The 24074-nt window shown below is 57.0% G+C and carries 20 protein-coding genes, 1 tRNA gene and 1 pseudogene; 8 read left to right on the top strand and 14 right to left on the bottom strand.

Annotated elements, in window-relative coordinates:
- Positions 1–15: 15 nt before the first annotated feature.
- Positions 16–1251 (top strand): hypothetical protein, encoded by a 1236-nt coding sequence (locus ACM1ZW_RS22465; RefSeq protein WP_416739383.1) that lies wholly within the window; start codon positions 16–18, stop codon positions 1249–1251.
- A gap of 3 nt (positions 1252–1254) precedes the next feature.
- On the opposite strand, the gene ACM1ZW_RS22460 is transcribed toward ACM1ZW_RS22465, so the two are convergent.
- On the bottom strand, positions 1255–2145 hold the full coding sequence (locus tag ACM1ZW_RS22460; protein WP_414879795.1) for a DMT family transporter: 891 nt from the start codon (positions 2143–2145) through the stop codon (positions 1255–1257).
- 135 nt (positions 2146–2280) lie between these two features.
- Between ACM1ZW_RS22460 and ACM1ZW_RS22455 the strand changes: the two genes are divergently transcribed.
- Complete coding sequence (locus tag ACM1ZW_RS22455; RefSeq protein WP_008028095.1) at positions 2281–2718, top strand: Lrp/AsnC family transcriptional regulator; 438 nt, start codon at positions 2281–2283, stop codon at positions 2716–2718.
- Positions 2719–2783: 65 nt separating this feature from the next.
- Here the strand turns inward: ACM1ZW_RS22455 and ACM1ZW_RS22450 are convergent, their stop codons facing one another.
- Positions 2784–3455: a Bax inhibitor-1/YccA family protein gene (locus tag ACM1ZW_RS22450; protein ID WP_017339210.1), complete on the bottom strand. Its 672-nt coding sequence runs from the start codon at positions 3453–3455 to the stop codon at positions 2784–2786.
- A gap of 123 nt (positions 3456–3578) precedes the next feature.
- Between ACM1ZW_RS22450 and ACM1ZW_RS22445 the strand changes: the two genes are divergently transcribed.
- Positions 3579–3666: transfer RNA gene (locus ACM1ZW_RS22445), tRNA-Ser, on the top strand.
- Between the two features lie 272 nt (positions 3667–3938).
- On the opposite strand, the gene ACM1ZW_RS22440 is transcribed toward ACM1ZW_RS22445, so the two are convergent.
- Entirely contained in the window at positions 3939–6065 is a 2127-nt protein-coding gene (locus ACM1ZW_RS22440) for a TonB-dependent siderophore receptor (RefSeq protein WP_416739382.1), read from the bottom strand.
- A gap of 169 nt (positions 6066–6234) precedes the next feature.
- Here ACM1ZW_RS22440 and ACM1ZW_RS22435 point away from each other — a divergent pair.
- Positions 6235–6660, top strand: a pseudogene (locus ACM1ZW_RS22435) (ABC transporter substrate-binding protein); the annotation flags it as partial.
- 180 nt (positions 6661–6840) lie between these two features.
- Here ACM1ZW_RS22435 and ACM1ZW_RS22430 read toward each other — a convergent pair.
- On the bottom strand, positions 6841–7743 hold the full coding sequence (locus ACM1ZW_RS22430) for a LysR family transcriptional regulator (protein ID WP_416739381.1): 903 nt from the start codon (positions 7741–7743) through the stop codon (positions 6841–6843).
- A 109-nt stretch (positions 7744–7852) separates the two neighbouring features.
- Between ACM1ZW_RS22430 and ACM1ZW_RS22425 the strand changes: the two genes are divergently transcribed.
- Positions 7853–9280: an aldehyde dehydrogenase family protein gene (locus ACM1ZW_RS22425; protein WP_416739380.1), complete on the top strand. Its 1428-nt coding sequence runs from the start codon at positions 7853–7855 to the stop codon at positions 9278–9280.
- Between the two features lie 30 nt (positions 9281–9310).
- On the opposite strand, the gene ACM1ZW_RS22420 is transcribed toward ACM1ZW_RS22425, so the two are convergent.
- The 5 genes from ACM1ZW_RS22420 to ACM1ZW_RS22400 all read right to left on the bottom strand — a co-directional run bounded on the left by ACM1ZW_RS22420 (position 9311) and on the right by ACM1ZW_RS22400 (position 14333).
- Entirely contained in the window at positions 9311–10210 is a 900-nt protein-coding gene (locus ACM1ZW_RS22420; RefSeq protein ID WP_017339242.1) for a LysR family transcriptional regulator, read from the bottom strand.
- A 122-nt stretch (positions 10211–10332) separates the two neighbouring features.
- A complete protein-coding gene (locus ACM1ZW_RS22415) occupies positions 10333–11469 on the bottom strand; it encodes an FAD binding domain-containing protein (RefSeq protein WP_416739379.1) in 1137 nt (378 codons plus the stop codon).
- A gap of 38 nt (positions 11470–11507) precedes the next feature.
- Positions 11508–12620 carry an alkene reductase gene (locus ACM1ZW_RS22410; protein WP_414879801.1) on the bottom strand — a complete coding sequence of 371 codons (1113 nt, stop codon included), beginning with the start codon at positions 12618–12620 and terminating at the stop codon, positions 11508–11510.
- 38 nt (positions 12621–12658) lie between these two features.
- Entirely contained in the window at positions 12659–13303 is a 645-nt protein-coding gene (locus tag ACM1ZW_RS22405) for a DsbA family oxidoreductase (protein ID WP_416739378.1), read from the bottom strand.
- A gap of 112 nt (positions 13304–13415) precedes the next feature.
- Complete coding sequence (locus ACM1ZW_RS22400; protein ID WP_416739377.1) at positions 13416–14333, bottom strand: LysR family transcriptional regulator; 918 nt, start codon at positions 14331–14333, stop codon at positions 13416–13418.
- Between the two features lie 240 nt (positions 14334–14573).
- On the opposite strand from ACM1ZW_RS22400, the gene ACM1ZW_RS22395 reads away from it, so the two are divergent.
- Genes ACM1ZW_RS22395 through ACM1ZW_RS22385 form a run of 3 tightly spaced genes read left to right on the top strand, consistent with a single transcriptional unit; the run spans position 14574 to position 18561 of the window.
- Positions 14574–15848, top strand: a complete 1275-nt coding sequence (locus ACM1ZW_RS22395; protein WP_414883590.1) for a c-type cytochrome — start codon at positions 14574–14576, stop codon at positions 15846–15848.
- A complete protein-coding gene (locus tag ACM1ZW_RS22390) occupies positions 15845–16309 on the top strand; it encodes a (2Fe-2S)-binding protein (protein ID WP_017339248.1) in 465 nt (154 codons plus the stop codon). Before ACM1ZW_RS22395 ends, ACM1ZW_RS22390 begins: the two co-directional genes overlap by 4 nt.
- Positions 16306–18561: a molybdopterin cofactor-binding domain-containing protein gene (locus ACM1ZW_RS22385; RefSeq protein ID WP_416739376.1), complete on the top strand. Its 2256-nt coding sequence runs from the start codon at positions 16306–16308 to the stop codon at positions 18559–18561. The genes ACM1ZW_RS22390 and ACM1ZW_RS22385 overlap by 4 nt, the downstream gene beginning before the upstream one ends.
- A 233-nt stretch (positions 18562–18794) precedes the next feature.
- Here ACM1ZW_RS22385 and ACM1ZW_RS22380 read toward each other — a convergent pair whose 3' ends face one another.
- The 5 genes from ACM1ZW_RS22380 to ACM1ZW_RS22360 all read right to left on the bottom strand — a co-directional run bounded on the left by ACM1ZW_RS22380 (position 18795) and on the right by ACM1ZW_RS22360 (position 24003).
- Positions 18795–20132, bottom strand: a complete 1338-nt coding sequence (locus ACM1ZW_RS22380) for an OprD family porin (protein ID WP_416739375.1) — start codon at positions 20130–20132, stop codon at positions 18795–18797.
- A gap of 125 nt (positions 20133–20257) precedes the next feature.
- Entirely contained in the window at positions 20258–21913 is a 1656-nt protein-coding gene (locus ACM1ZW_RS22375; protein WP_017339251.1) for a cation acetate symporter, read from the bottom strand.
- Positions 21910–22272, bottom strand: a complete 363-nt coding sequence (locus ACM1ZW_RS22370; RefSeq protein ID WP_416739374.1) for a DUF485 domain-containing protein — start codon at positions 22270–22272, stop codon at positions 21910–21912. Before ACM1ZW_RS22370 ends, ACM1ZW_RS22375 begins: the two co-directional genes overlap by 4 nt.
- Before the next feature lie 31 nt (positions 22273–22303).
- Complete coding sequence (locus ACM1ZW_RS22365) at positions 22304–23524, bottom strand: FAD binding domain-containing protein (RefSeq protein WP_017339253.1); 1221 nt, start codon at positions 23522–23524, stop codon at positions 22304–22306.
- A complete protein-coding gene (locus ACM1ZW_RS22360) occupies positions 23521–24003 on the bottom strand; it encodes a VOC family protein (RefSeq protein ID WP_414879809.1) in 483 nt (160 codons plus the stop codon). Before ACM1ZW_RS22360 ends, ACM1ZW_RS22365 begins: the two co-directional genes overlap by 4 nt.
- Between the last annotated feature and the right edge of the window lie 71 nt (positions 24004–24074).

Raw genomic sequence — 24074 nt, 5'->3', positions numbered from 1 at the left:
ACCGAGAGATTCCCGATGATAAACTGCAACTCTAAAGTTTCGGTCTGCACATTCAACCCCATCACTGCAGACAAAGAGCCGAATACCGCTCAATTGACTAACAGCAAAGACAAAGGTTCGTTTATTAATATTGCAGACGTGCGCGGGACTGGCGGCGGAATTGAAAAAATGACCCACCCCTCCGCTCAGGTCAGTGAAACAGATCTTTTTTCACCCTACATGATCGAACTGCTCGGTAAAACAACGGCACTGGCTTTCGCAGAGAAAGTACTTCAAGCGCCCAGACAGCAGCTGCTGGATAGCTTGGGAATTGATGACACTCAAAAGACGGAACGCCAGACCAAACTGCATTCAGACCAGATTACGATTTCCCGTTTTTATACACACTCAGTAGAGCCGAAGCCGTCATCCATTACGTTAAATGGGTCGCCTTTTATTGAACAGGAACCGACCAATCCATACTTCATTAATCAAAAAATAATCACGCCTGATTTCAGGGTTCATCGTGACAATGAGGACGCACACAGACTCAACTTGTTGCAGTGCAAATCAAGGGACGACAGCGAAGTATTCTTCAATAAAGAGCCTATCCTGCAACTACAACAGTACAACGCATCCACTTACCAACATGAGTCCCATTTACGGGATGATGGCAAATTACAAAATAATGCACACTATTTCACCGAGATGGTTAGTTATTTAGCTCAGAGGGGTAGCCCAGGTGATTTCATAGTACAGAACTCGCTGGAGAGCAGTTCCGATAGAACAACAGCGCATTTTCAGTACATTCCCGATGACGTCATCCTTCCCATATTTGCACATACGCCGCTAAGCAGTGACATTTCAGAGGCGAAGATCATGAACTGGTATCTACCATCCGTGTGGAGCACATTTGATCTTAGTGAGCCTGACTGGATAGACGCCAGCAAAAAATTACAACACCTTTGCCAAGAACTCCTGGATAGTCAACATATCAGCACTACGCCGCTTTTCAGAAAGCTGGAGGGCGAAAGAGTTGATGCTTTTCTTATTTTCAAAAAAGATTGTTCAATACAATGGAACATGACTCCAGAGAGTATTCAGAATACGCCTGGGTGGTTGGAAGCCAGTGGCATATTCATTGCCAACAGTGGAAAGTCCGAAGTTTTTGAAAGACTAGGGGCCCGCGCTTACTATGAAAGTTACCGCGTAACGGCTGAGAGCATGGATACCATCAACCGTATTTTCGCGGATGTGCTCACTCGACACTGATGACTATGCGGCCACGCGTCGCAACTTCAGGCTCCAGCCCTGCTGCATACCCGCAGCGGCCAGCAAAATGGCGGCGACACCGATCCACTGCAGCGTTTCCAGGCGATGGCCAAAGGCAAACCAGTCGACGAAAATCGCCGCAATCGGGTAGATGAACGACAACGCGCCGGTCAGTGCCGTCGGCAACTTCTGGATTGCGCCGTACAGCAACACATACATCACGCCGGTGTGAACAATGCCGAGTGTCACCAGGCTGGCCCAGGCACTCGGTGCTTGGGGCAACGCGGAAAAGTGCGCGAACGGTGCGAGCAACAACACGCCGGTGCTGACCTGAATCAGCGCAATCAGGTGCGGTGGTGTGCCGGTCAGGCGTTTGATGATCAACGCGGCGATCGCATAAAGGAAAGCAGCGCCCAGCGCCAGCGCGATGCCCATCAGGTAATCATTGCCGCCCTCGCCCTGTTCACCATGCGCACTGACAATCGCCAGCATCCCCAAAAACGAAATGCCCAGCCAGAACAGTTTTTGCAGGGTGATTTTTTCGTTGAGGAACAGCGCGGCCAATCCGACCAGCATGAATGGCTGAACGTTATAGACCGCTGTGCCGATGGCAATCGAGGCGCGGGAGTAAGAGGCGAACAAAAGCACCCAGTTACCGACAATTGCCACGCCGCTGAGCACGGCCAGCAGGAAGGTGGTGCGGGTAAGAATGCCGGGGCGCAGGAAGCCGAATGCCGCGCAGATCAGCAATAACGTGCCGGCGCCAAACACACAACGCCAGAACACCACGTCCAGCACCGGCTGCCCGGACACCAGCACAAACCAGCCGATGGTCCCGGAAATCAGCATGGCGGCGGTCATTTCGAATGACCCGTGACGAATTGTTTTGTCCATCATCAGACTCCTGTGTTTGAGCCCAAAGTATGCCAATCCGCTGGGGGGCTTCTCCAGCGCAAAAAGCAGGCTAAACTCGGTGTCTGCCTTTTTTATCAAGGCGGTTTCGATTAATTGCCTTACAGAGGTTGCGCCATGACTGATGATATCGACCAAGTGCTGATCACGGCGTTGATGGAAGACTCGCGGCGTTCGCTCAAGGCCCTGGCGAACCTCAGCGGCCTGTCCTCGCCCAGCGTCGCCGAGCGTTTGCGCCGCCTCGAAGAACGCGGCGTGCTCAAGGGTTACACCGTCGAGATTGATCCCAAATGCTTTGGCTATCAACTCCAGGCCATCGTGCGTATCCGCCCGCTGCCGGGCCAGTTGCAGGAGGTGGAGCGGCAGATCCAGGCCATCCCCGAATTCACTGAGTGCGACAAGGTGACCGGCGACGACTGCTTCATCGCCCGCCTGCATGTACGCTCAATGGAGCAGCTGGACACCCTGCTCGACCGCCTCAATACCCACGCCGAAACCAACACCGCGATCGTCAAGAAGACCCCGGTCAAGCGACGGTTGCCGCCGATGGCGTAAGCCTCTCCTCAAATCGCAGACAAAAAAAACCCGCTTTCGCGGGTTTTTTATTTCACGCCTTGCGATTAATCGTCGCGGCTCATGATGCCGAAGATCTGCAACAAGCTGATGAACAGGTTGTAGATCGATACATACAGGCTGATGGTCGCCATGATGTAGTTACGCTCGCCGCCATGAATGATGGCGCTGGTCTGGAACAGAATGCAGACCGACGAGAACAGCACGAAACCTGCGCTGATCGCCAGTTGCAGCCCGCTGATCTGGAAGAACAGGCTCGCCAGCGTTGCACCCAGCAACACGAAGAAACCGGCGGTGATGAAACCACCGAGGAAGCTCATGTCCTTGCGAGTGATCAGCACGTAAGCCGACAGACCGCCGAACACCAGCGCCGTCATCGCGAACGCCGAGCTCACCACTTCCGCGCCGCCCTGCATACCCAGGTAACGGTTGAGGATCGGGCCTAGCAGGAAACCCATGAAACCGGTCAGGGCAAACGCCGACACCAGGCCCCACGCCGAATCACGGAGTTTGTTGGTAAGGAAGAAAAGGCCGTAGAAACCGATCAGCACCACGAAGATATTCGGGTAGCCGACGCGCATCTGCTGGGCGACAAACGCCATCACGCCGCTGAATGCGAGGGTGAGTGCGAGTAAGCCGTAAGTGTTGCGCAGGACGCGGCTAACCTCTAGCTGCTCAGCCTGCACGCTGTTATTAACTGCGTAATCCTGTTCGCGCATGGCGACACTCCTGTTGGTTTGAAACGTTCAGTCGCAAAGATCATAACAGACGCTCTGTAACAAGCCATGCAGAGAGTTTGACAGTGTGTTTCATTCAGGTATTATGGCGCCCGCAACGCAAACGGAGGTGTGGCCGAGTGGTTTAAGGCAACGGTCTTGAAAACCGTCGACTGTAACAGGTCCATGAGTTCGAATCCCATCGCCTCCGCCATCTTTATACGACAAAGCCCTGATTTTTCAGGGCTTTGTCGTTTCTGGCATTTGGGAATTTTGCTCCTCCCACTCTGGATCATTCGCATCTTTTCGTCAGTTTGCGCAACCTTGCTCAAGCGGCCATTGAATCCAACTCCAAATTTGCGCACGGCCTAAAACGCCTTAACCTGCAATTGTCGTCTATGCGGGCGGAACGAACTCTAGCGCTGGCGCACGTTGCCTCACCTCCCGCGTTATCGCGGAAGGCTCGGCGTGCACCAGCACTGCACGCTACAAGGTGTAGGAAATGCCAACTTGTACTGTTCGCGGTGCCCCCGGATAGGCATAGACGTTACCGAATGCGCCTTCTTCATAGTCACGATCAAACAGGTTTTTCACGTCAAGATTGAGCCGCACCTTGTCATTGATCTTGTAGAAGCTGAGCAAATCGACAACGGTGTAGCTGCTCATCGAAAACGCGGTGTTGGCGGTTTGCCCGGCGCGCTCGTCGACGTACTTGAGCCCGGTACCCAAGCCCAGCCCCTTGAGGGTGCCGTCCTGGAACTCATACATATTGAGCAGACTGAAGCTGTTTTTCGGGATGTTCAGCAAGCGCGTGCCAGAGCGCAGCACGTTATCTTTGGTCACTTCGGCATCGACATAGGCGTAGCCGCCGATCATGCGCCATTCGGGCGTGAGGTTGCCGGCAACGTTGACGTCGAAACCACGGCTGCGCACCTCGCCGGCCGCAACGCTGAAGGTCGAATCAACAGGGTCGGTGGTCAAAACGTTGCGTTTCTCGATCTGATAGATCGCCGCATCGACACTCAACTGCTGATCCAGCGCTTCCCACTTGATACCCATTTCGTAAGACTTGCCCTTCTCCGGCGCAAACCCGCCGCCCTCGCGGCTTGCGCCAGTGTTGGGTTTGAAAGAGCGCGCAGTGTCGGCATAGACCGCCAATGTCTCGGTCAGGTCGTAGGTCACGCCGATGCGCGGGGTCACCGCGTTGTCACTGGCCTGCCAACTCTTGCCGCCGGGCACGTAGGTTTCGTAGTCATGTTCGAAGCGTTCGAAACGCGCCCCGGCCAGCACCTTCAATTTGTCGGTCAATGCCACCTGATCCTGCACGAACGCGGCATACGTCTTGAGGTTTTCCTTGTCGTGAGTCGGCGTGCGGGTGAGTGCCGGACGTGGCTGGCCATACACCGGATCGAAGATGTCGATCAGGTACGCACCGATAGCTCCGCTGGAGCGTTGAATGATCGACTTGTAGTCGTAATCCTCATACTCGATACCGGTGAGCAACGTGTGCTGCAAACCAGCGGTATCGAAATGGCCGGTCAGATTGAGTTGGGTGTCCTTGTCGGTCCACTCCAGCTTGCGATAGTTGAAGTTGCGCCCTAACGTGCGGCCGTCAGCGGCAATGCCGTTGGCCTCGACCGCGTTGCCCTTGAGTGAACCATCGAGCCACTGGAAACCGCCCCCCAGCGTCCAGTCGTCGTTGAGCATGTGTTCGAAACGCAGTTGCGCCATGTTGTTGTCGTTGTGCAGTTTGCCAGCGTCTTTTTCGCCGAAAAAGCTGTCGCGGGAGGCGGTGCCAATCTGTTTGGCGTAGCGGGTAACGCCTCGATCCAGAGGCGCGTTGTTACGCATGAAATCACCTTCGAAAATGAGCTTGGTCGCGTCGGTTGCCTGCCACGTCAGCACAGGAGTGATACCGTAGCGCTCGTTTTCGACGTGATCTCGGAAAGTGTCGCCGCCCTCGCCCACTACGTTCAGTCGATAGGCCAGGCGCCCCTCTTCGTCGAGCGGGCCGGAAGCGTCCAGCGTGCCGCGCTTCATGCCCTGATCGTTGAGTTGACTGCCCAGGGTGACGGTGCGCTCGGGCAACGGCTGTTTGGAAACCACATTGAAGGTGCCGCCAGGATCACCCCGACCGTAGAGCATGGTGGCCGGGCCGCGCAGCACTTCGAGTCGCTCGATGGTGTTGGCATCCGGCATGTTCGGGTAGCCGCGGTTGATCGGAAAACCGTTGCGGTAAAACTCGCCGGTGGTGAAGCCACGAACTGTAAACGTGGTCAGGCCCTGCCCACCGAAATTGTTCGCCCGCCCCACGCCCCCAGCGTAGTCCAGCGCGTCCTGCAAACGGGTGGCGCCCAGATCCTCGACTGCATCCTTCGAGACCACACTGATCGATTGCGGGGTTTCATGGATCGACGTGTCGGTACGCGTGGCGCTGGCCGAGCGCGTCGCCCGATAACCCTGTACCGGGCCGTCCGCCCTTTCGTAATTCGCGGTACCGATAACATCGGTTGCGTCCAGCTCAAGCGTTGAGGGAGCTACATCCGTTTGTTCAGCCCATGAGGAAGACGACAACGCTTGCAGCACACAAATGGAAAGCAGGGTTCGACGCATGGAGAGAGAAACCTTTACGAATAGGCCAATACAGGGAGTGAAACCGCCAAAAACTCCCGCGCATGCTATACAAAACCATTCGCAATTAACACTTATTCCCATTCACACGCAGAGAACAGCATCGATAAAGTCATCACTTCCTTGAGACAAGGGAAGGACCAGGTTGAAACAAAAGATCGACGCGATCCTCTCCTCCATGTCGATCACGCCCGACCAGCTTAAATCAGTCGATTTCAGCAAAAAGTACTATCACACCCCCGGCAAACTGGCGATGAAGGCCGGCACCGTCATTAACAATCCACTGGTTGACCTCAAAAGCAAGCGGGTAGGCGTTCAGCGCGCTTTTACCTACGATCGCTATGCCAGTGACAAATTTGCCGCAGCGGGTATTGAAGTCGTGCGCCAAGGCTCCCAAGGTGAAGCGTTCCAGGACCTGGCGTCCGGACGCCTGGATGCCACCCTTGCCGACATCGTCAATATCGATGAAAGCTTTATCAAAACCGACGCAGGCCAGGGCTTCGCATTGATAGGCCCCGACGCAGAGGTTGTCTCGCTCCTGAAACCATTGGGGGCACGGGTAAACAAAGGGGACGCGCTCTTTGACGTCTTCGATCCGATCACTGACCGCCATACACGAGTTTGCGCGCGGTAGGGATGGCCGTTATCTACCCCCACCGCACAGATCCAGACGTGAGCAACTACCGCATACGGCTCGTGCCAAGAGCACCTGGCGCGAAGCGATCCTCAGGATTCGAGTGTGCACTCGTCGCCCGAATCAAACCGGATTGGGCCGCAACTCGTGCACCAGATCAATCAGTGCGCGCAATCGCGCCGGCACGAAGCGATGGCCCGAGTAGTAGAGCCTCAACCCGCCAAACGACGGGCACCACGGCATCAGCACCGGCACCAGGGCCCCGCTTGCAAGTTCTTCCCGGATGAACCCCTCGGAAATGAAACCGATGCCAAGGCCCGACAACACGGCCTGTTTGATGGCCAGCAACTCATTGAACACAAGGCGCACCGGCAGCTCCATCTGCAACTTCTGGCCGTCGCGCTCCAGCTCCCAATGGTAGAGACCTCCGTGGGCCATGCGCATGCCGATGCTGTGGTGGGTGAGTAGATCTCGCGGATGCTCGGGCACGCCATGGTGTTCAAGATACTCGGGCGCAGCCACCACGAGCATCCGCATGTCACCTGACAGCGCCACAGCAATCATGTCTTGCGGTACGGACTCTGCCAGGCGAATCCCGGCGTCGAAGCCCCCGGCGACGATGTCGACCATGCTTGACTCACTGACGATGTCGATGCGCACCTCGGGATAGCGCTGAGCGTACTGCTTGAGCAGCGGATCCAGCAGCAGGTAGGCCGCGCCATACGGTGCATTGATGCGCAGTGTGCCGCTGGGTTCGTCGGGGCCGACGCTGGCCTCTTCGCCGGCACTTTTGATCTGCGCCAATGCAGGGGCAATGCGCTCCACATAGCGTCGCCCGATGTCGGTGAGGGCAACGCTGCGCGTGGAGCGATTGAACAGGCGCACTTTCAGGCGCGCTTCCAGGCCGGCCACTGCGCTGCTCACGGCGGTGGTGGACATGCCCAATTCCTGTGCCGCGCCTCGAAAACTGCTGCGGCGCGCAACGGCCAGAACCACTTCCAGCTCGGTCATTCCTGTTCTGTGCATGGATTGTCCTGAAAATGCGGATGCTACATAAGCCAAAGGATAGCTTATCGGAACAATAAGTCCCTCATAGACTTCGCTGCACAAAGGCTCATTTGAACGAGGAATCGCCATGCAGCGCATTGAACACATCTACATCAACGGCGAGTTCGTCATACCGCACGGTCAGGAATGGTTCGACCTCCATAACCCGAGCACCGAGCAAGTCATCGGTCAGGTTCGGCTGGGCGATGCACTGGACGCACAACGTGCCATCGCAGCCGCCAAGGCCGCATTTCCGGCCTGGTCTCGCACCCGTCGGGAGGAGCGCATTGCGGCACTGGAACGCATGCACCGGGCCATGGCGACAAGAGAGGAAGAACTGCTGGAAGCCATCCTCGTGGAATACGGCGCACCTGCGGTTCGCGGGCGCTGGATGGCGACTTACCCGATGGATGTGATTGCGCAAGCGATCGATGCGCTGAAGGCGTTCGATTTCGAAGAACAGGTCGGCATGGCCAAGGTCATTCTGACGCCCGTGGGCGTTACGGGTCTGATCACGCCCTGGAACAGCAATGCCGGCTTCATCTGCAACAAGCTGGCCACCGCGCTGGCGGCAGGCTGCACCACCGTCATCAAGCCCAGCGAGATGAGTGCGTTACAGACACAGGTCGTGATCAGGGCGTTACACGAAGCGGGGCTGCCACCGGGTGTATTCAATATCGTCAACGGGCGGGGCGATGTGGTTGGCGAGGAAATCGCCCGGCATCCCGACGTCGCCAAGCTCTCGTTCACGGGTTCGTCCGCTGTCGGTCAACATCTGGTAAGAGCCGGTGCCGACACCATGAAGCGCGTGACGCTCGAACTCGGCGGCAAGTCGCCCACCGTGGTGCTTGACGATGCGGATTTCCAGGCGGTCATGCCAATGGTGCTGCAAGCCGGATTTCTCAACAGCGGCCAGGCTTGCATCGCGGGCACTCGCATCCTTGTGCCGCGCCGACGGTTGGCAGAGTTCGAGAGGGTTGCGAAGGCGTGCGTCTCAAAGATCCAGTCGGGTGATCCACGCAACGCCGACACCGACATTGGCCCAATGGTGAGCCAGAAACAATGGGAACGGGTGCAGCGCTACATCCGTAGCGGCCAGGAAGAAGGCGCGCGGTTGCTGGCGGGTGGCGAAGGTCGCCCGGAAGGCTTGCACGCCGGATGGTTCGTGAAGCCGACGATCTTCACTGATGCCAACAACCGGATGCGCATCGCTCGTGAGGAAATCTTCGGCCCCGTGCTGACGATCATCCCCTACGAGGATGATGCCGATGCGATCAGCATTGCTAACGATACGGACTATGGGCTGAGCGCCCTGGTGCTGGGAAAGAGCCACGAACGCTGTGTGAATATCGCCCTTCAGATCGATTCGGGACGTGTGCTCATCAACACCCTGGCCCACGAACCGCGTGCCCCCTTCGGTGGTTTCAAGCATTCAGGCCTTGGGCGGGAAATGGGCCGGTGGGGGATGAGCGCGTATCTGGAGCCCAAGACATTGGTCACGTTTACCGCCCCATAAATCGCTGATTTGACGCCAATGACAACGTGCTCAGGGGGCGAGTATTTCCTGCAGAAATTCAATGAACACATTGATGCGACTGGAGCCGCGATGGTTGGGCAGATACAGCGCGTTGATGCAGGTGCTCGCACTCCCTGGGTTGACTTCATACTGCTCCAGCACGCGAGTCAGCCGACCGGCGCCAACATCGTCACGCACCAGCCAATCGGCCAACAGCGTCACCCCGCCACCCGCCAAGGCGGCCTCCCGCAGGATGTCGGCATTGTTGCTTTGCAGTCTTCCCTGCACATTCAAGCGGATGATTTCTTCATCGCCCTGGAATGTCCAATTGTGGTGACCCATGCGGTAATCAAACCGCAAGCATTGATGCTCCAGCAAATCACGAGGGTGATGGGGCAGTCCGGTGCGCATCAGGTAGTCGGGACTCGCCACCACCCAACGCTGGAAATCACCCACCTTCTTGCTGACGATGTCATCACTGACGACCGATGAACCGAGACGCACCGACACATCGATCTGCTCGCTGAGCAGGTCACTGACCTCGTCACTCAGCGAGAGGCTGATCTCCAGGCCCGGATGGCGATCGAGCAGCCGGCTCAAATGGGGAGCGATGATACGCCGGCCGAATTCCACTGGAACGCTGGCCCGTAAACGCCCTTGGGCTTCGCTGCCACGGTCGGCAACGACGGCGTCGGCTTCATCGATGGCTTCGAGGATCGCCACTGCCTTGTCGAAATAGCTCTGCCCCGCCACCGTGACACTCGTGTTGCGCGTGGTGCGGTTGAGCAGGCTGGCGCCCAACTCACTTTCCAGCCCCGCGACCTGCCGCGTCACTGACGAAGTGGAGATGCCGAGCTTGCGCGCGGCTGCCGAGTAACCCCCACAGCGGACCGTTTCGACAAACATTTTCAGCGCCAGCAACTTGTCCATAAGCGAAGTCCACGATCGAAAAGTAATAGTGATGACTATGCATGACCCGGCCCGGGGTGTCTTGCATGGCTGTGCTCAACCCCGGGACTCACTGCAGCGAAATGCTCAATGCCCAATCCGGGTCAGCTGATGCCCATGATCCGGTTGCCCATGCTCACACCCCAGTCTCCCATGCGTTTGCCTTCTGCCAGTTGCAGTTGCTGCCAGGCCAGAAGGGCTCTGTCGATGTCGCCTATGTCGTCGATCGCTTGAGCCAGGGCCAGTGCATTGCGGGCCGCCTTGGCCGTGCTTCCGGCCGTGTGAGGGCGCGGCACAAAAGCAGCGTCACCCGTCAACAGCACGCGGCCAAACACCATTCGAGGGACGTTGAGATCAAGGATCGCCTGCACGAAAATATCCTTGGTCTGGCGAATCAGTTCACGAAACGCCGGATTCGCCTGCTGCTCACCCATTTTCCTGATGTAAGCCTCCTGCTCCGTTGCCAAGGCGCCCGGAGGAATGGAGTGGCTACGCCGATGGCCCTTGTTATCGGTGAGCACAGCGTCTAATTCTGCGCCCTGCGCAGCCTTCAAATACCAGAGCCAGTTGAACCGTCGCTCGCCGGGATCAACCGAGCCGTTCAGGCCCGGCACCATGTATTCCAGCATCAACGATTCGGGGTCCTGCTGAAACACAAAGTCCTCGTAGATTTGTGCCTTGGCGAAGTCTGGAAGTCCGTCTTCATCGACTAATCCACGCCAGACCACATAGCCTGAATAGGAATACCCAGCCTCCGGCAACACCAGACTTCGCACGGTCGACCCTGCCCCATCGGCGCCGATCAACACGTCGCCCTCGGCACTGCTGCCATCTTCAAACATCGCGGTCACGCGTTGCTCGTTTTGAACCAGATCAACCAGCGTTTTACCCCGGTGATAGTGCTCGGCAGGGAACGCAGAGAACAATGCGTTGTACAGCGTGTTCCAGGACGTCTGGGTTTGCGGCATCGACTCCTTGTGCACGACGGTGCCGGCCCGATCCAGATACAGGCGATCATGGGACCGGACCCCGAGCGCATGGGTATGTTTGATGTCCGAATAGCGAAAATGCTGCAAGACATCCGCTTGCAGGACAATGCCTCCGCCACGGCTGTCCATCGCCGCGGGGGAACGCTCGAAAATATCGACGTGCCAGCCAATCGCACGCAACGCCGTGGCGGCGAACAGCCCTCCCAGGGAACCACCAATGACCAGGGCCTTCGGAACGTCTGCACTCTTCATTACCTTTCTCCTCGTAGCCTGGTGATTCCCACGTTGCGTTATGCCAACACCGGATAGTCGATGTAGCCCTTGGCGTCGCCGCCAAAAAAACTGCTGCCGTCCGCCAGGTTGAGTTCGTTACGGCCACGCAGGCGCGCCGGCAAGTCGGGGTTGGCAATGAACGGGCGACCAAAAGCGATCAGGTCGGCACGCCCCTGTGCGATGGCCTGTTCGGCCGTTTCGCCGGTGTAACCACCCGCCAGCATCAGTACGCCGTGGAAGTCAGTGCGTAGCTGTTTGATGATGGCGTCCCAGCGTGGATCGTTACTTTCGTCGAGCACGGTGCCGACCATCATCGGTTCTACCAAGTGCAGGTAGGCGAGATTCCAGTGGTTGAGTCGGGAGGCAATGTAGCCGAAGGTCTGTTCCGGGGTGTCATCGTCCATCCCCATGAAGCGCCCCATCGGTGTCAGGCGAACGGCGACGCGTTCGGCACCGACTTCTTCGGTCACGGCCTCCACCACTTCAAGCAAAAGCCGCGCACGGTTTTCGATGCTTCCACCGTAGCGATCACTGCGCTGATTGCTGGCGCTGTTGATGAATTGATCGAGCAAGTAGCCGTTACCTGCATGGATTTCCACACCATCCATACCGGCCAGAAGCGCATTGCGAGCCGCCTTGCGGTAATCGGCAACGATCGCTTCGATGCCCGGAATATCAAGTTCCTGGGGAATAGGTACATCACCCCAAACCCCCTCGCCCTTTTCATTCAGGATGAACGTCTTGCCCGGCACCGGCTGCGCGGTCGGTGCCACAGGCAAGCCGCCGTTGGGTTGAAACACCGGGTGCGACACCCTCCCCACATGCCAGAGCTGCAGGAAAATGCGACCGCCTTCTGCATGCACGGCTTCGCTGACCGCTTTCCAGCCCTGAATCTGCTCGGCGCTATGAATGCCGGGCGTCCAGGCGTACCCCTGGCCCTGCTGCGAAATCTGGGTAGCCTCGGTAATGATCAACGCCGCGCTGGCCCGCTGACGGTAGTACTCGACGTTCATCGAGGTCGGTACGTTGCCAGGCTGGCCCGCCCGGGAGCGCGTCAGCGGCGCCATGGCGACGCGGTGATCGAGGGAGAGTTGGCCGAGTTTGATGGGGCTGAACAAGTGATGGGTCATGATGAATTCCTGAATGGCTATGGATTGAAAAAAACGGCTCAAGCCGCCTGGTTTCGTCTCAGTATCTGGATCATTACTTCGATGGGCTGAGCGCCACTGATCGTGTCGCCTGCGATCTGAATACTCGGAACCGAGCGCACACCGGATGCCCTGGTCATGGCTTCAAGTTTCAACACTTCAGCAGTGCCTTCATCGGTGTTGAGAAAGTCGACAACTGCTTCGCGGTCCAGCCCTGCTTCGGCAGCGATGTCCGCGAGCACATTGAGGTCGCCGATGTCCCGCCCTTCGCCGAAGTACGCCTTGAAAATGGCCTTGACCAGCAAAGAAGCGTCTCGGCCCGCCTGTTGTTCTCGCCATACCAGGCGATGGCCCGCCAGGGTATTGGGGGTTTTTTCGATTTGCTCATAATCGAATTCAAGACCGACAGCCCTGCCGGCGTGGGTAACCTGAGCATCCATGGCCTGGCTACGCGCCCAGCTACCGAATTTGCCAGAGCGATAGGTTTTACGATCCATGCCCTGAACAGGCATGTCCGGGTTCAACTGATAAGGCAGGAAAACAACCTGGCGATCCGTTGAAAAATTCGAAGCGGCCAGTGCGCGTTCCAGATGCTCTTCGCCGATCCAGCACCAAGGGCAGATGAAGTCGTAAGTCACGTGAATAGTGGATGGGTGCACACTCATGAGGGTCTCCATGGTTGAATGTTTTCACACCCCCAAGGTAGGTGCCCGGACCCCGTCAGAGAATCCATCGGCTGCACAACGCAGCGTTTCGCAAAACGCAAAGGTGGGGAGATCACCCCACGGGAAGGCTGTCTGAACCGAGTAATTCGGTCAGGAAATCAATGAACGTATTGATACGTTTCGATCCGCGATGATTGGGCAGGTACAGAGCGGAGATCGCCGAACTCGAACTGTTCGGATTGACGACAAATGCGTCAAACAAGGCGGTCAGGCGACCGCTGTCAATGTCATCGTCGACCAGCCAATCCGGCAACAGCGCCACCCCGCTGCCGGCCAGCACGACTTCACGCAAGATCTCGGCATTGTTGCTCTTGAATTGCCCATCGACGGGGACACGGGTCTCTTGCCCCTTATCGGCAAACGTCCAGACCTCTTGCGACGTGCCATAGCTGAAGCACATGCAGTCGTGTTGCATAAGGCCCATGGGCTGGTCGGGAAATCCTCGCGCATTCAGGTACTCCGCGCTGGCAACGACCCGGCGTCGAAAGCTGCCGATGCGGCGACTGACCACCGCTTCCATTGCCGCTGGCGACCCCAACCGGATCGATAGATCGATGCGTTCGGCGAGCAAATCGACGATGTCGTCGGACAGTGTCATGTCCAGGATGAGCATAGGGAAACGCTCTAAAAGCGCGCAGATATGGGGGGCGATGAGGCGGTGTCCAAACGCCACGGGCACTGAAATACGCAACTCGCCTGCCGGGACTTCTCCCCGATCCGACACCGACTCGTCAGCGTCCGCCATGGCGTTCAGGATATCCCGGGTTTTCAGGTAGTAAGCACCACCGACATCAGTCAACGTGACTTGCCGGGTAGTACGATTAAGCAGCACGGCACCGAGGTCATCCTCAAGCCTGTCGATCATTCGGGTCACTGAAGAGGTGGCCAGATTGAGTTGTCTGGCGGCAGACGAAAAGCCCTTGGAGTCGACCGACTGGACGAACATTTTCAGCGCGAGCAGCTTGTCCATGAACCTCCTTCAATGTCATCGGTACGCTCCTTGAGGATCTATCTTTGGACATCGACTGGGACTGCGCGAGTTAACTGTTGTTAATTCTGCCGTCGTTGCGCCTGGCGCAAAGTAGCGTTGCGCCTTGGTGGGGTACTCCATCACAACCGCCCTCTCTAAGCTCACCCTTCAGAAGTCGCCGTAGGCCAATCGCAAGCGGCGGATTGAAAAATCTGTCGTTAACTCAGGCGAGGTAAGGCGATGAAGCGCAAGACGATCATCGGTGCCATTCTGGCAATCGGCATCGTGGGGACAGGGTTCGCCTTCTGGATGATGTGGAGGCCGGAAATTCCCGTCGCCAGTCAGCATCAGAGTGCAGGCCGCGAATCCATGGACAGGGGACGACGCGTTGTCGAAGCGGGAGACTGCGCGGTCTGCCACACGCGACCAGGGGGTGCTTACATGGCGGGTGGTTTGCCGCTGATAACGCCCTTCGGAACACTCTTCACCACCAACATCACCCCGGACCGGGAAACCGGTATCGGCGAGTGGTCGCTGGACGCCTTTGAGCGGGCTATGCGCGAAGGCATCGCGCGCGACGGCCATTTTCTCTATCCGGCCTTTCCCTATGTGCATTACCGAAAGATGAGCAATGCCGATATCGCGGATGCCTACGCCTTCCTGATGAGCGTGGATCCGGTGAAATACACCGCCCCTGAAAACCACATGATTTTCCCCATGAACTTCCGTCCGCTGGTGTCTTTCTGGAACCTGTTGTTCCTGCATGGTGAGCCGCTGCAACCACTGCCAGACCGCTCAGCGCTCTGGAACCGTGGACGCTATCTGGTCGAAGGCGCCGGGCACTGCTCGTCCTGCCATTCGCCGCTGAATCTGATTGGCGGGGAGAAAAGCAGCGAGCTGTTCAACGGTGGTGTCGTTGATGGCTGGACGGCCCCTGCCCTGCGCGGAATGGCCACGGCGGAACATCCCTGGAATGAAGACCAGTTGGTCGCCTACCTGACGGGCGAGGTCGCCGAAGGACATGGCGCAGCGGCAGGCCCGATGTTACCGGTCAGCCTGAGCATCGCGCAGATGCCAGCAGAAGATGCCCATGCCATTGCGCAGTACATTCTCGACCTGAAAAAAACCTCTTCGGAGGCGCCATTGCCGCCTTGCATCTCTGAGCCCAAGCCCGATGCCGTCGCACTTGCCGGCGCCTCGTTGTTCGAAGGTGCCTGTGCAAGCTGCCACGGCAGTGCCGCACCGATGCGTGTCATTGAATCAAGACCTGCTCTGGCCAGCACTTCGGCAGTGACGGCCGAATCGCCACGCAATTTGATCCAGACCATCCTGCAAGGCATTCCGATGTCCACCGCCGCTGCGAGCCACTACATGCCGGCCTTCGCCCATAGCCTGGACGATGCCGATGTGGCTGCAATTGCCCGGTATCTGCGCAACGAGAGCTGCGCGACCAGGCCCTGGAAGGACTTGGAGAACACTATCAAGAGCATTCGGGCACAGGAGCAGCAACCGTGATCACACTCGACATCAACGGCAAGACTCATGAACTGGACATCCCGGAAGACATGCCGCTGCTGTATGCCTTGCGCAACCAGGTAGGGCTCAATGGCGCTAAATACGGCTGCGGCTTGGGTCAATGCGGCGCATGCACGGTCTTGGTGAACGACAAACCGGTTTTTTCATGCCTGACACCGTGCGGTGCGCTGGCGGGAAAATCAGTGCGTACCGTGGAGAGTCTGGGCAGCGCCGACCAACCGGGACCGTTGCAAAAAGCGTTTATCGACGTCCAGGCGGCCCAGTGCGGTTATTGCATCGCGGGGATGATTGTACGGGCACAGGCTTTGTTAGAGACCAACCCTCAGCCGGACGACGAAACGATCCGTCGCCACATGGCGCCCAACTTGTGCCGCTGCGGCACCCATGTGCGGATCCTCGCCGCGATCAAGTCGGTCATCGAGCAGGGAACCAAGGTATGAAAACCTTAAAGCAAGACGTCAATCTGAGCCGCCGCGCCTTCGTGATAAACGGAGCATTGGTGATGGGGTTCGCGATGCTTCCCGGTATTCCGCGCGCCTTCGCTGACACCGAAGTGGACACCTTGGGCACGCAAATCCTGGCGCCTGACCTGCCGGGCAGCCTGCGGGCCACACCCTATCTGGACGCCTGGATCCGCATTGACGCGAAAGATGGCATCACGGTCTACACCGGCAAAGTGGAACTGGGCACCGGCGTCAAAACTGCGCTGCTGCAGATCGCTGCCGAGCGCCTGGAAGTGTCGCCCGGGCTCATCCGTTTTCTCACTGCAGACACCGCGCTGACGCCCAATGAAGGCTATACCGCCGGCAGCCATACGATGGTCGACAGCGGCACTGCGTTGTTCAATGCCGCGGCCCAGGTACGTCAGCTATTACTCGAATCTGCGGCACGACAATGGCAACAGAAAGTCGATAGCCTGAGCACGCGGGACGCCGTGATCTACGATGCGCAAGGCCGCAGCATGACCTACGCACAAGCGGTTGTCGGGGTTCAACTGCATCGCTTTGCATCGGCCAACTCCCCCTTCAAGCCAGCCGACAGCTTCATCCTGATCGGCACGTCACTGCCTCGGCTGGACATTCCCGCCAAGGTCAGCGGCGGTGCGGCGTATGTGCAGGACATGCGCCTGCCGGATATGCTGCATGCCCGTGTGATACGTCCACCCCGGCGCGGCAGTCAGTTGCTGGACATCGACGAGACAGCCCTCAAAAAACTCCCCGGCATGGTGAAACTGGTCCGCAACGGCAGTTACCTCGCCGTGGTCGCCACGGATGAATGGCTGGCGGTCAAAGCCATGCGCGAGGGCTACGCCACTGCCCGCTGGACAGAAGGGAATCCGCTGCCCGACTCGACACACATCCATCAACTCCTTACCGAGTTGCCAGCGCGGCGCTACCCGGTGAGCGCCAAAGGAAACCTCGCGCAACCTGCACCGCGTGCCTACAAGGCACGGGTGACCAAACAGTACCTTATGCACGGTTCCATCGGACCGTCCTGCGCGGTGGCCTGGTTCAAGGACGGAACACTGACCGTCTGGACCCACACTCAAGGTGTCTATCCTTTGCGCGCGGGCATCGCCGAAATGGTCGGCTTGCCAGCGACTCAGGTGCGTTGCATCCACACCGAAGGCTCCGGTTGCTATGGCCACAACGGCGCGGATGACGCCGCCGCCGATGCCGCGCTGATCGCCATGGCCATACCCGGCAAGCCGATACGGCTGCAATGGATGCGCGAACAGGAAAATCTCTGGGAGCCCTACAGCTCGGCGATGCTTGCCGACGTGGAAGCAGGACTGGATGACAGCGGACGCCTTCGTGACTGGAAATACGAACTCTGGAGTACTCCGCACAACGAGCGCATCGTCAATGCCGGGCGCCTGTTGCCGGCCTGGCTCCTGGCAAGCCCCTTCACCCCTGCCCCTTCGATCCCGATTGCCCAACCCGAGGGCGACGGCGACCGTAACGCGGTGCCGTTATATGAGATACCCAACCTGAAGGTCGATCTGAACTTCGTTCTGACCATGCCATTCAGGACCTCGGCCATGCGTTCGCTCGGTGCCCATATCAACGTGTTCGCCATCGAGAGCACCGTCGATGAACTGGCGGCGCAGGCCAGCGTGGATCCGGTGCAGTTTCGCTTGAATCACTTGACCGATCCGCGAGCTCGCGCGGTGGTGGAGCGCGTGGCCAGTGAGTTCCGCTGGCCGCAAAAAGCAACCGGCCCCGGCAGCGGGATCGGCTTCGCCTTCGCCCGCTATAAAAACATCATGGGCTACTGTGCGATCGCGGTGCAGTTGCATGTGCAGCGCCAGACCGGGCAGATAACGATTGATCGCGTCGTCACCGCCGTCGATGTGGGGCAAATTGTCAGCCCCGATGGGCTGCTCAATCAGATCCAGGGCGGCATCGTGCAGTCCGCCAGCTGGACGCTCTATGAACGCATCCTCTATGACGCCACTGGCATGCACAGCTTCGACTGGAGCGGTTATCCGATCATGCGTTTCCCCGAGTTGCCGCAACGGGTCGAGGTCCACATGATTGATCAGCCGAACCAGCCTTTTCTTGGTGCTGCGGAAATCGTCCAGGGCCCCATGGCTGCGGCGTTGGGCAATGCAATCAGTGATGCCACCGGCAAGCGCTTGCTGGATCTGCCGCTGGCACGACGTGGCTGGCAGGATGCACTGGGATCATGATCTATCCCGCTTCAGAATAAAAAAAGGGCGGTCAAGGATCACTTGCACCGCCCTACCCCCATCAAGGGAAATGTTGCTCTTCAATAAAACACGCCGTTGGAAGAGAACGACATGTACACGCAACACTCGTTAAAGTGCTGCCTGTCAGTTGCGGCAGCCAGCCATAAACCGCACGGGCCCGCCGAGTTTTAAAGTTCCGGACATCACCGCTCTGAAGTGAGCAACCTGACACATTAAAACAATGCCAATTGGTAATTTATAATCACGCGGTTCTCATCTTGCTGGCGGGTGTTCGGGATATTGTTTCGCACCATTGCATTTTTCCACATGACACCCAAACCTTTGAGGGGGCCCGATTGCACGACGTAGGCCAGCGTAATATCACGCTCCCATTCACTGGAATTGCTGGAGGCAACGGTATCGATACCATCGCCTTTAACATACACAACACCCGCCGTCGCACCTGGCAAGCCCAGTGTTGCAAAGTCATAAGAGTAACGGGCTTGCCATGACCTCTCGCCTGCACGTACGAATTTCTGAATCTGCATCTCCGTGATGGTATAAGTGGTCGGGCCGTCACCCTGGTTTAAATACGGAAAGTCACTTTTACCATTGCTTACTTCATAACCTGCGCCAAAGGTGTGACCCGCAACCGCGTAGGTAAATAACCCACTGTACAAATCATTGTCGACTTCACCCTTCAAGGTATTGCCGCCGTAGTAACCTGTCGTGAAATACGCAGGATCATGGCCGTTTGCACCATCACTTTCACTATTAAAGTAGCGAAGATCACTGGTTAGTACGCCAGGACCTATCGCCCAATTGTGAATGAGCCCGAAAAAGTTCTGCTTGTAAAAATCTTCCAGATTGCCGTAATAGTACTGCAAGGTCAGATCTTTAGTCAGTTTGTAATCGCCACCGGCGTAGATGAACTTATTACTGAAACGACCGGTAACAGCATTATTAGCACCGGCGATGGACATGTTTTCGTTGTTACTGGAGTTGCGTCCCTTCACCTTATCAATTTGCCCGCCCACCAAGGTCAGGTCTTTGATATCGGCCGAAGTCACTTGGGTCCCTTGCCAGGTTTGCGGCAACAAACGTCCGTCATTGCTGAAGATCACTGGCAGTTTCGGCACCAGCGTTCCAAGCTTCAGCTCGGTCTTGGATATTTTCATTTTACCGGTCAGGCCCAGGTTGGAGACATCGTCAACCGCATGATCGCCGTCACTCGGAAACACGATGCCACCGTAGTTCGTGCCCGTCGGATTGCCATGCTTGCCGGCGCTTGAATCCAGCTTGACGCCCAGCATGCCCAACGCATCCACTCCGAAACCTACCGGCCCCGGGGTGTAACCCGAGATGAATTCGAGCTGAAAGGCCTGGCCCCACTCCGCTTGATAACTCTGGTTGGCTGCTTTCTGAGCGGGTGTTGCTGAGTCTCGGTAATCGCTATTGATATAGAAGTTACGCAGTTTGAGCGCAGCTTTACTATCTTCGATGAAGCCCCCCGCATGGGCTTGCTGCGCCAATACACACAGGGCTGCTGCAACAGTCAAAGTACACTTCATTGGTTCGCACCCAAGTTGAGATTTATTGTTTTTTTACAAACTTTTCAGTGTTTTTCAGGCGTAGTTATTCACAAGTCCTGCACGTTCATGCAGCAACTATTTAATGTGAATATTAATAATCCGAATTAATCAGCGTTCAACTGCGCCTTCCATGTCGCCGGCGTACCCAATTCAGAATCCACCAACTGATTTTCAAATCGATTGCGCTCACTGACAGCACTGGCGGAACGATCGGTGATGGAGAACCAGAAAATGCCGATAAATGCGACAGCCATTGAGAACAGGGCCGGGTATTCATACGGGAACCAGGCTTGCTGATGATGCAGGATCTTGACCCAAACCGTCGGACTGAGAATGCACAGGGTGATTGCCGATACCAGCCCCAGCGATCCGCCAATCACAGCGCCGCGTGTCGTCAGGCCCTTCCAGTAAATCGACAACAACAGCACTGGGAAATTGGAACTGGCGGCGATGGAGAACGTCAGGCTCACAATAAAGGCGATGTTCTGTTTTTCAAAAGCAATCGCCAGGAGAATCGACAACACCCCTAAAACGATGGTTGTCACACGAGAGACACGCATTTCTTCACGGTCAGTGGCGGTGCCACGGCGCAAGGCATGCGCATAGAGATCATGAGAAACCGCAGAAGAGCCGGCAAGGGTCAACCCCGCCACGACTGCCAATATCGTCGAGAACGATACTGCACACATGAACCCCAGGAAGACATTTCCGCCGACGTTGTGTGCGAGGTGTATCGCAACCATATTCACGCCGCCCACTATTGCGCCCGATGCATCGTGATAGGCAGGATTACTGGCAACCAGGGCGATGGTGCCGAAGCCGATAATGACGATCAGTGCGTACCCTATGCCGACAAGACCCGTGGCATAAAGAATACTTTGGCGCGCAGCCTTGACGTTACCGACGGTGAAGAACCGCATGAGAATGTGTGGAAGACCTGCCGTGCCGAAGACTAATGCCAGTCCCAGGGAAATGGCAGACACCGGGTCGGTAATCAGACCGCCTGGGCTCATGATTGCTACATGGGAGGGATGAACCTCGGTCGCTTGCGTGAACAGCTGGTTCAGGCTGAATCCGAATTCGGATAACACCATGAACGCCATGAAGACACAGCCGGTCAGCAGCAAGACTGCCTTGATGATCTGAATCCAGGTGGTCGCCAGCATCCCGCCAAAGAACACATAGATAACCATCAGCGTACCCACGAGAAGTACTGCCGCGGTGTAATCGAAGCCGAACAGTAACTCCACCAGTTTTCCGGCGCCTACCAGCTGAGAAACCAGGTAAAGCAGAACGATAACGATCGAACTGGACGCCGAAAAAGCACGTATGGGTCGTTGTTTCAGCCGATAGGAAAGTACGTCCGCCAGGGTGTAGCGCCCCAGGTTTCGCAATGGCTCTGCAATCAGGAACAGAATGATCGGCCAGCTGGCAAGGAACCCGATCGAGTAGATCAGCCCATCAAAACCACTGGTAAAAACCAACGCGGAGATGCCCAGCAAAGACGCCGCAGACATGTAGTCTCCAGCGATTGCCCAACCATTTTGGAAACCGGTAATTTTTCCACCTGCTGCATAGTGATCGGCAACGCTATTGTTTTTACGTGCAGCCCATCGCGTGACAAACAGAGTGAAAATGACAAACGCTAAAAACATGCCGATGGCAATCGGATTATGTTTTTGTGCGGCGGCAGGGACATCGGCCGCATAGACCGCTACCGAGGCAAGGACGGCGGAGATTGCAATGAGTAGACGCTTCATTTGTTGAAACTCCTGATGATTGTTTTTATTTCAGGGTCGTAGCAGGTGTTAGTGCGCCATACATAGACAGCAACAAGAACAATCGTGAAGGCGAGCATTCCAAAGCCAATCGGCACACCCCAGGTCATCGGTTGCCCTTCGACGATAGGTGTACCCAAACGGGCAGGTATAAAGGCCAGAGAAAGAATGAAGCCGAAATAGACCGCCAGCATAAGCGCCGTCATGATCCACGAAAATATTCGTCGCTGCTTTACCAGCGCACGAAACTGCGGATTTTCGAGAATCGGGTTTTGAAGTGTGTCATCAACCTGATTAGCGGACATGGCTGGGCCACCGTCTCGCGGATATGCATGTTCCATGGTTGTCTCCTGCAAAGGGCGTGTGGCTGAATTAAAACTTCACCGGCACTGCGGTCTCACGCATCACGGCTTCTGGAGTCCGGTATAACTCAGCCATTTCGCGCTCTTCTTCACTCTTCAGTTGCGCCTGCATGTAGGCACCAAGATGCCTGGCATGTTGAACAATCGATGCCCCGAAACGACAGCGTTGCTCGCTGTAGTCCGCCAATGCCTCTTCCACGGATGCATGTCGCTCAAGTGCTTCGACGATTGCCAAGGCATCACCGGCCGCCTTGGTAACACCCATCCCGCAATGGGGACGCGCCACAAATGCCGCGTCGCCCAGTAAAGCGACACGTCCGAAATTCATTTTCGGTACTTCCAGATCGTAAATCGGCTGGAATAACGGCTGAGCCGCTTTCTTTACGACTTCCGCAAACTGCGGGGCAAGTAAGGTCTCTGCGGATTCGTACATAGTGTCGAGCACGTCACGGCGTATCAGCGCCGGAGGGATACCGCCTTCAAATTGCTTGCCGCTTTCATCCCTCAGCAAATCGCGCAAATCGTCATCGTCGCTGGTGCGGTACCACACAAAGTTGTAACGACGCTCCCCGACACGGGTGCTGTTGGAATGCCCCGCAACGGGATACCCCAGGATCTGTTCGTGCGGAGGCAAGCAAAACGCGAATTTATCGAACAGGGCTGCGTGGGCAGAATCAGACAGGACACTTTCATCCACTAACCCACGCCAGGCGATATAGCCGGCATATTGCAGGTGCACGTCAGGTAAAAAATGCTGGCGAATCGTCGAACGAAATCCATCCGCCGCGATAACGACGTCTGCCTGGTGAGTCGTACCATCAGCCAATGTGACGCTGGCATGAGTTTCAGTGCTTTCAACGGAGACGACGCTACCACCGCAGCGATACAGCGAATCCGGAAATGCGGCGCGAAGCACCTGATACATTTTCCCCCAGGCGGTCAACGTCTGTGGGAGCACGTTCTCAAGTACGACATCACCGTCCTGGGCCAGCGTGACCCGTGAACGCACATCGATACCTACGGATGCATCGAGGGGAATTCCCGCTGCGGCCATCGCTTCGAACAATTCAGGGTGTGTAACGATGCCTGCGCCACGCCCGGCAAGCTCATCCGGAACGCGTTCGAAGACCTCGACATCCCAACCTTTGCGCAACAGCATATTGGCTGCAAACAGACCACCCAGCGAGCCGCCCACGACAATGGCGCGGGGTTTGTTCAATGAATCGATCATGAGCGTACTCCCGCAGTCGCTGCCGCATGGGCGGTGTAAGAACCGACTGCTTCAATTTCGGAGGCCGGGAAGTTGAGCTCGATGGTGACGCCAGACGGGTCTTCGATGAACACCTGATGCAGGCCGAGGCTCGGAACGGTGCGATCACGCCAGGCAATGCCCTCGGTCTTGAAGACGTTCCAGAACTCAACCAGGCCGGTTACCAGAAACGCAATGTGGTCGACAGTCCCAGTGCCGGTCAGCGGGATGTCCTTGTCACCAAGGTACTTCTTCAGACCTTCGGGGTTGGAGGGATCAATCCCGATGATGTGGACGGTGCCAAAGTCCTCCTCGTCCCCTCCCATGTACAACCAGACGCCAGGAAAATCGAACGGCGGCCGGTAGCCAGGCTTGAAACCGAGCACCCTTTCATAGAATCGACTGGACCTCTCCAGGTCGAACGACCGGATCGAGTAATGAGCGAGCTTCAGGACGTGCATGGTGCCTCCAACTGTTTTTGTATTTATTTATCACTTGATAAACAATACGACCTGACGAAATTGAAGGCAAT

It is taken from the genome of Pseudomonas sp. NFX71, from assembly GCF_048079215.1.
Taxonomy (GTDB): Bacteria; Pseudomonadota; Gammaproteobacteria; order Pseudomonadales; family Pseudomonadaceae; genus Aquipseudomonas; species Aquipseudomonas fluorescens_B.
The sequence above is the reverse complement of the archived record's forward strand: the minus strand, read 5'-3'. Positions and strand labels throughout refer to the sequence as shown.

Excerpts from the sequence above, each read along its gene's own strand:
- ACM1ZW_RS22425 (WP_416739380.1), top strand. The coding sequence starts at position 7,853 with ATGCAGCGCATTGAACACATCTACATCAACGGCGAGTTCGTCATACCG.
- ACM1ZW_RS22440 (WP_416739382.1), bottom strand. The coding sequence starts at position 6,065 with ATGCGTCGAACCCTGCTTTCCATTTGTGTGCTGCAAGCGTTGTCGTCT.
- ACM1ZW_RS22370 (WP_416739374.1), bottom strand. The coding sequence starts at position 22,272 with ATGGAACATGCATATCCGCGAGACGGTGGCCCAGCCATGTCCGCTAAT.
- ACM1ZW_RS22410 (WP_414879801.1), bottom strand. The coding sequence starts at position 12,620 with ATGACCCATCACTTGTTCAGCCCCATCAAACTCGGCCAACTCTCCCTC.
- ACM1ZW_RS22375 (WP_017339251.1), bottom strand. The coding sequence starts at position 21,913 with ATGAAGCGTCTACTCATTGCAATCTCCGCCGTCCTTGCCTCGGTAGCG.
- ACM1ZW_RS22405 (WP_416739378.1), bottom strand. The coding sequence starts at position 13,303 with ATGAGTGTGCACCCATCCACTATTCACGTGACTTACGACTTCATCTGC.
- ACM1ZW_RS22420 (WP_017339242.1), bottom strand. The coding sequence starts at position 10,210 with ATGGACAAGTTGCTGGCGCTGAAAATGTTTGTCGAAACGGTCCGCTGT.
- ACM1ZW_RS22395 (WP_414883590.1), top strand. The coding sequence starts at position 14,574 with ATGAAGCGCAAGACGATCATCGGTGCCATTCTGGCAATCGGCATCGTG.
- ACM1ZW_RS22360 (WP_414879809.1), bottom strand. The coding sequence starts at position 24,003 with ATGCACGTCCTGAAGCTCGCTCATTACTCGATCCGGTCGTTCGACCTG.
- ACM1ZW_RS22400 (WP_416739377.1), bottom strand. The coding sequence starts at position 14,333 with ATGGACAAGCTGCTCGCGCTGAAAATGTTCGTCCAGTCGGTCGACTCC.
- ACM1ZW_RS22430 (WP_416739381.1), bottom strand. The coding sequence starts at position 7,743 with ATGCACAGAACAGGAATGACCGAGCTGGAAGTGGTTCTGGCCGTTGCG.
- ACM1ZW_RS22450 (WP_017339210.1), bottom strand. The coding sequence starts at position 3,455 with ATGCGCGAACAGGATTACGCAGTTAATAACAGCGTGCAGGCTGAGCAG.
- ACM1ZW_RS22415 (WP_416739379.1), bottom strand. The coding sequence starts at position 11,469 with ATGAAGAGTGCAGACGTTCCGAAGGCCCTGGTCATTGGTGGTTCCCTG.
- ACM1ZW_RS22380 (WP_416739375.1), bottom strand. The coding sequence starts at position 20,132 with ATGAAGTGTACTTTGACTGTTGCAGCAGCCCTGTGTGTATTGGCGCAG.
- ACM1ZW_RS22455 (WP_008028095.1), top strand. The coding sequence starts at position 2,281 with ATGACTGATGATATCGACCAAGTGCTGATCACGGCGTTGATGGAAGAC.
- ACM1ZW_RS22460 (WP_414879795.1), bottom strand. The coding sequence starts at position 2,145 with ATGGACAAAACAATTCGTCACGGGTCATTCGAAATGACCGCCGCCATG.
- ACM1ZW_RS22385 (WP_416739376.1), top strand. The coding sequence starts at position 16,306 with ATGAAAACCTTAAAGCAAGACGTCAATCTGAGCCGCCGCGCCTTCGTG.
- ACM1ZW_RS22365 (WP_017339253.1), bottom strand. The coding sequence starts at position 23,524 with ATGATCGATTCATTGAACAAACCCCGCGCCATTGTCGTGGGCGGCTCG.
- ACM1ZW_RS22465 (WP_416739383.1), top strand. The coding sequence starts at position 16 with ATGATAAACTGCAACTCTAAAGTTTCGGTCTGCACATTCAACCCCATC.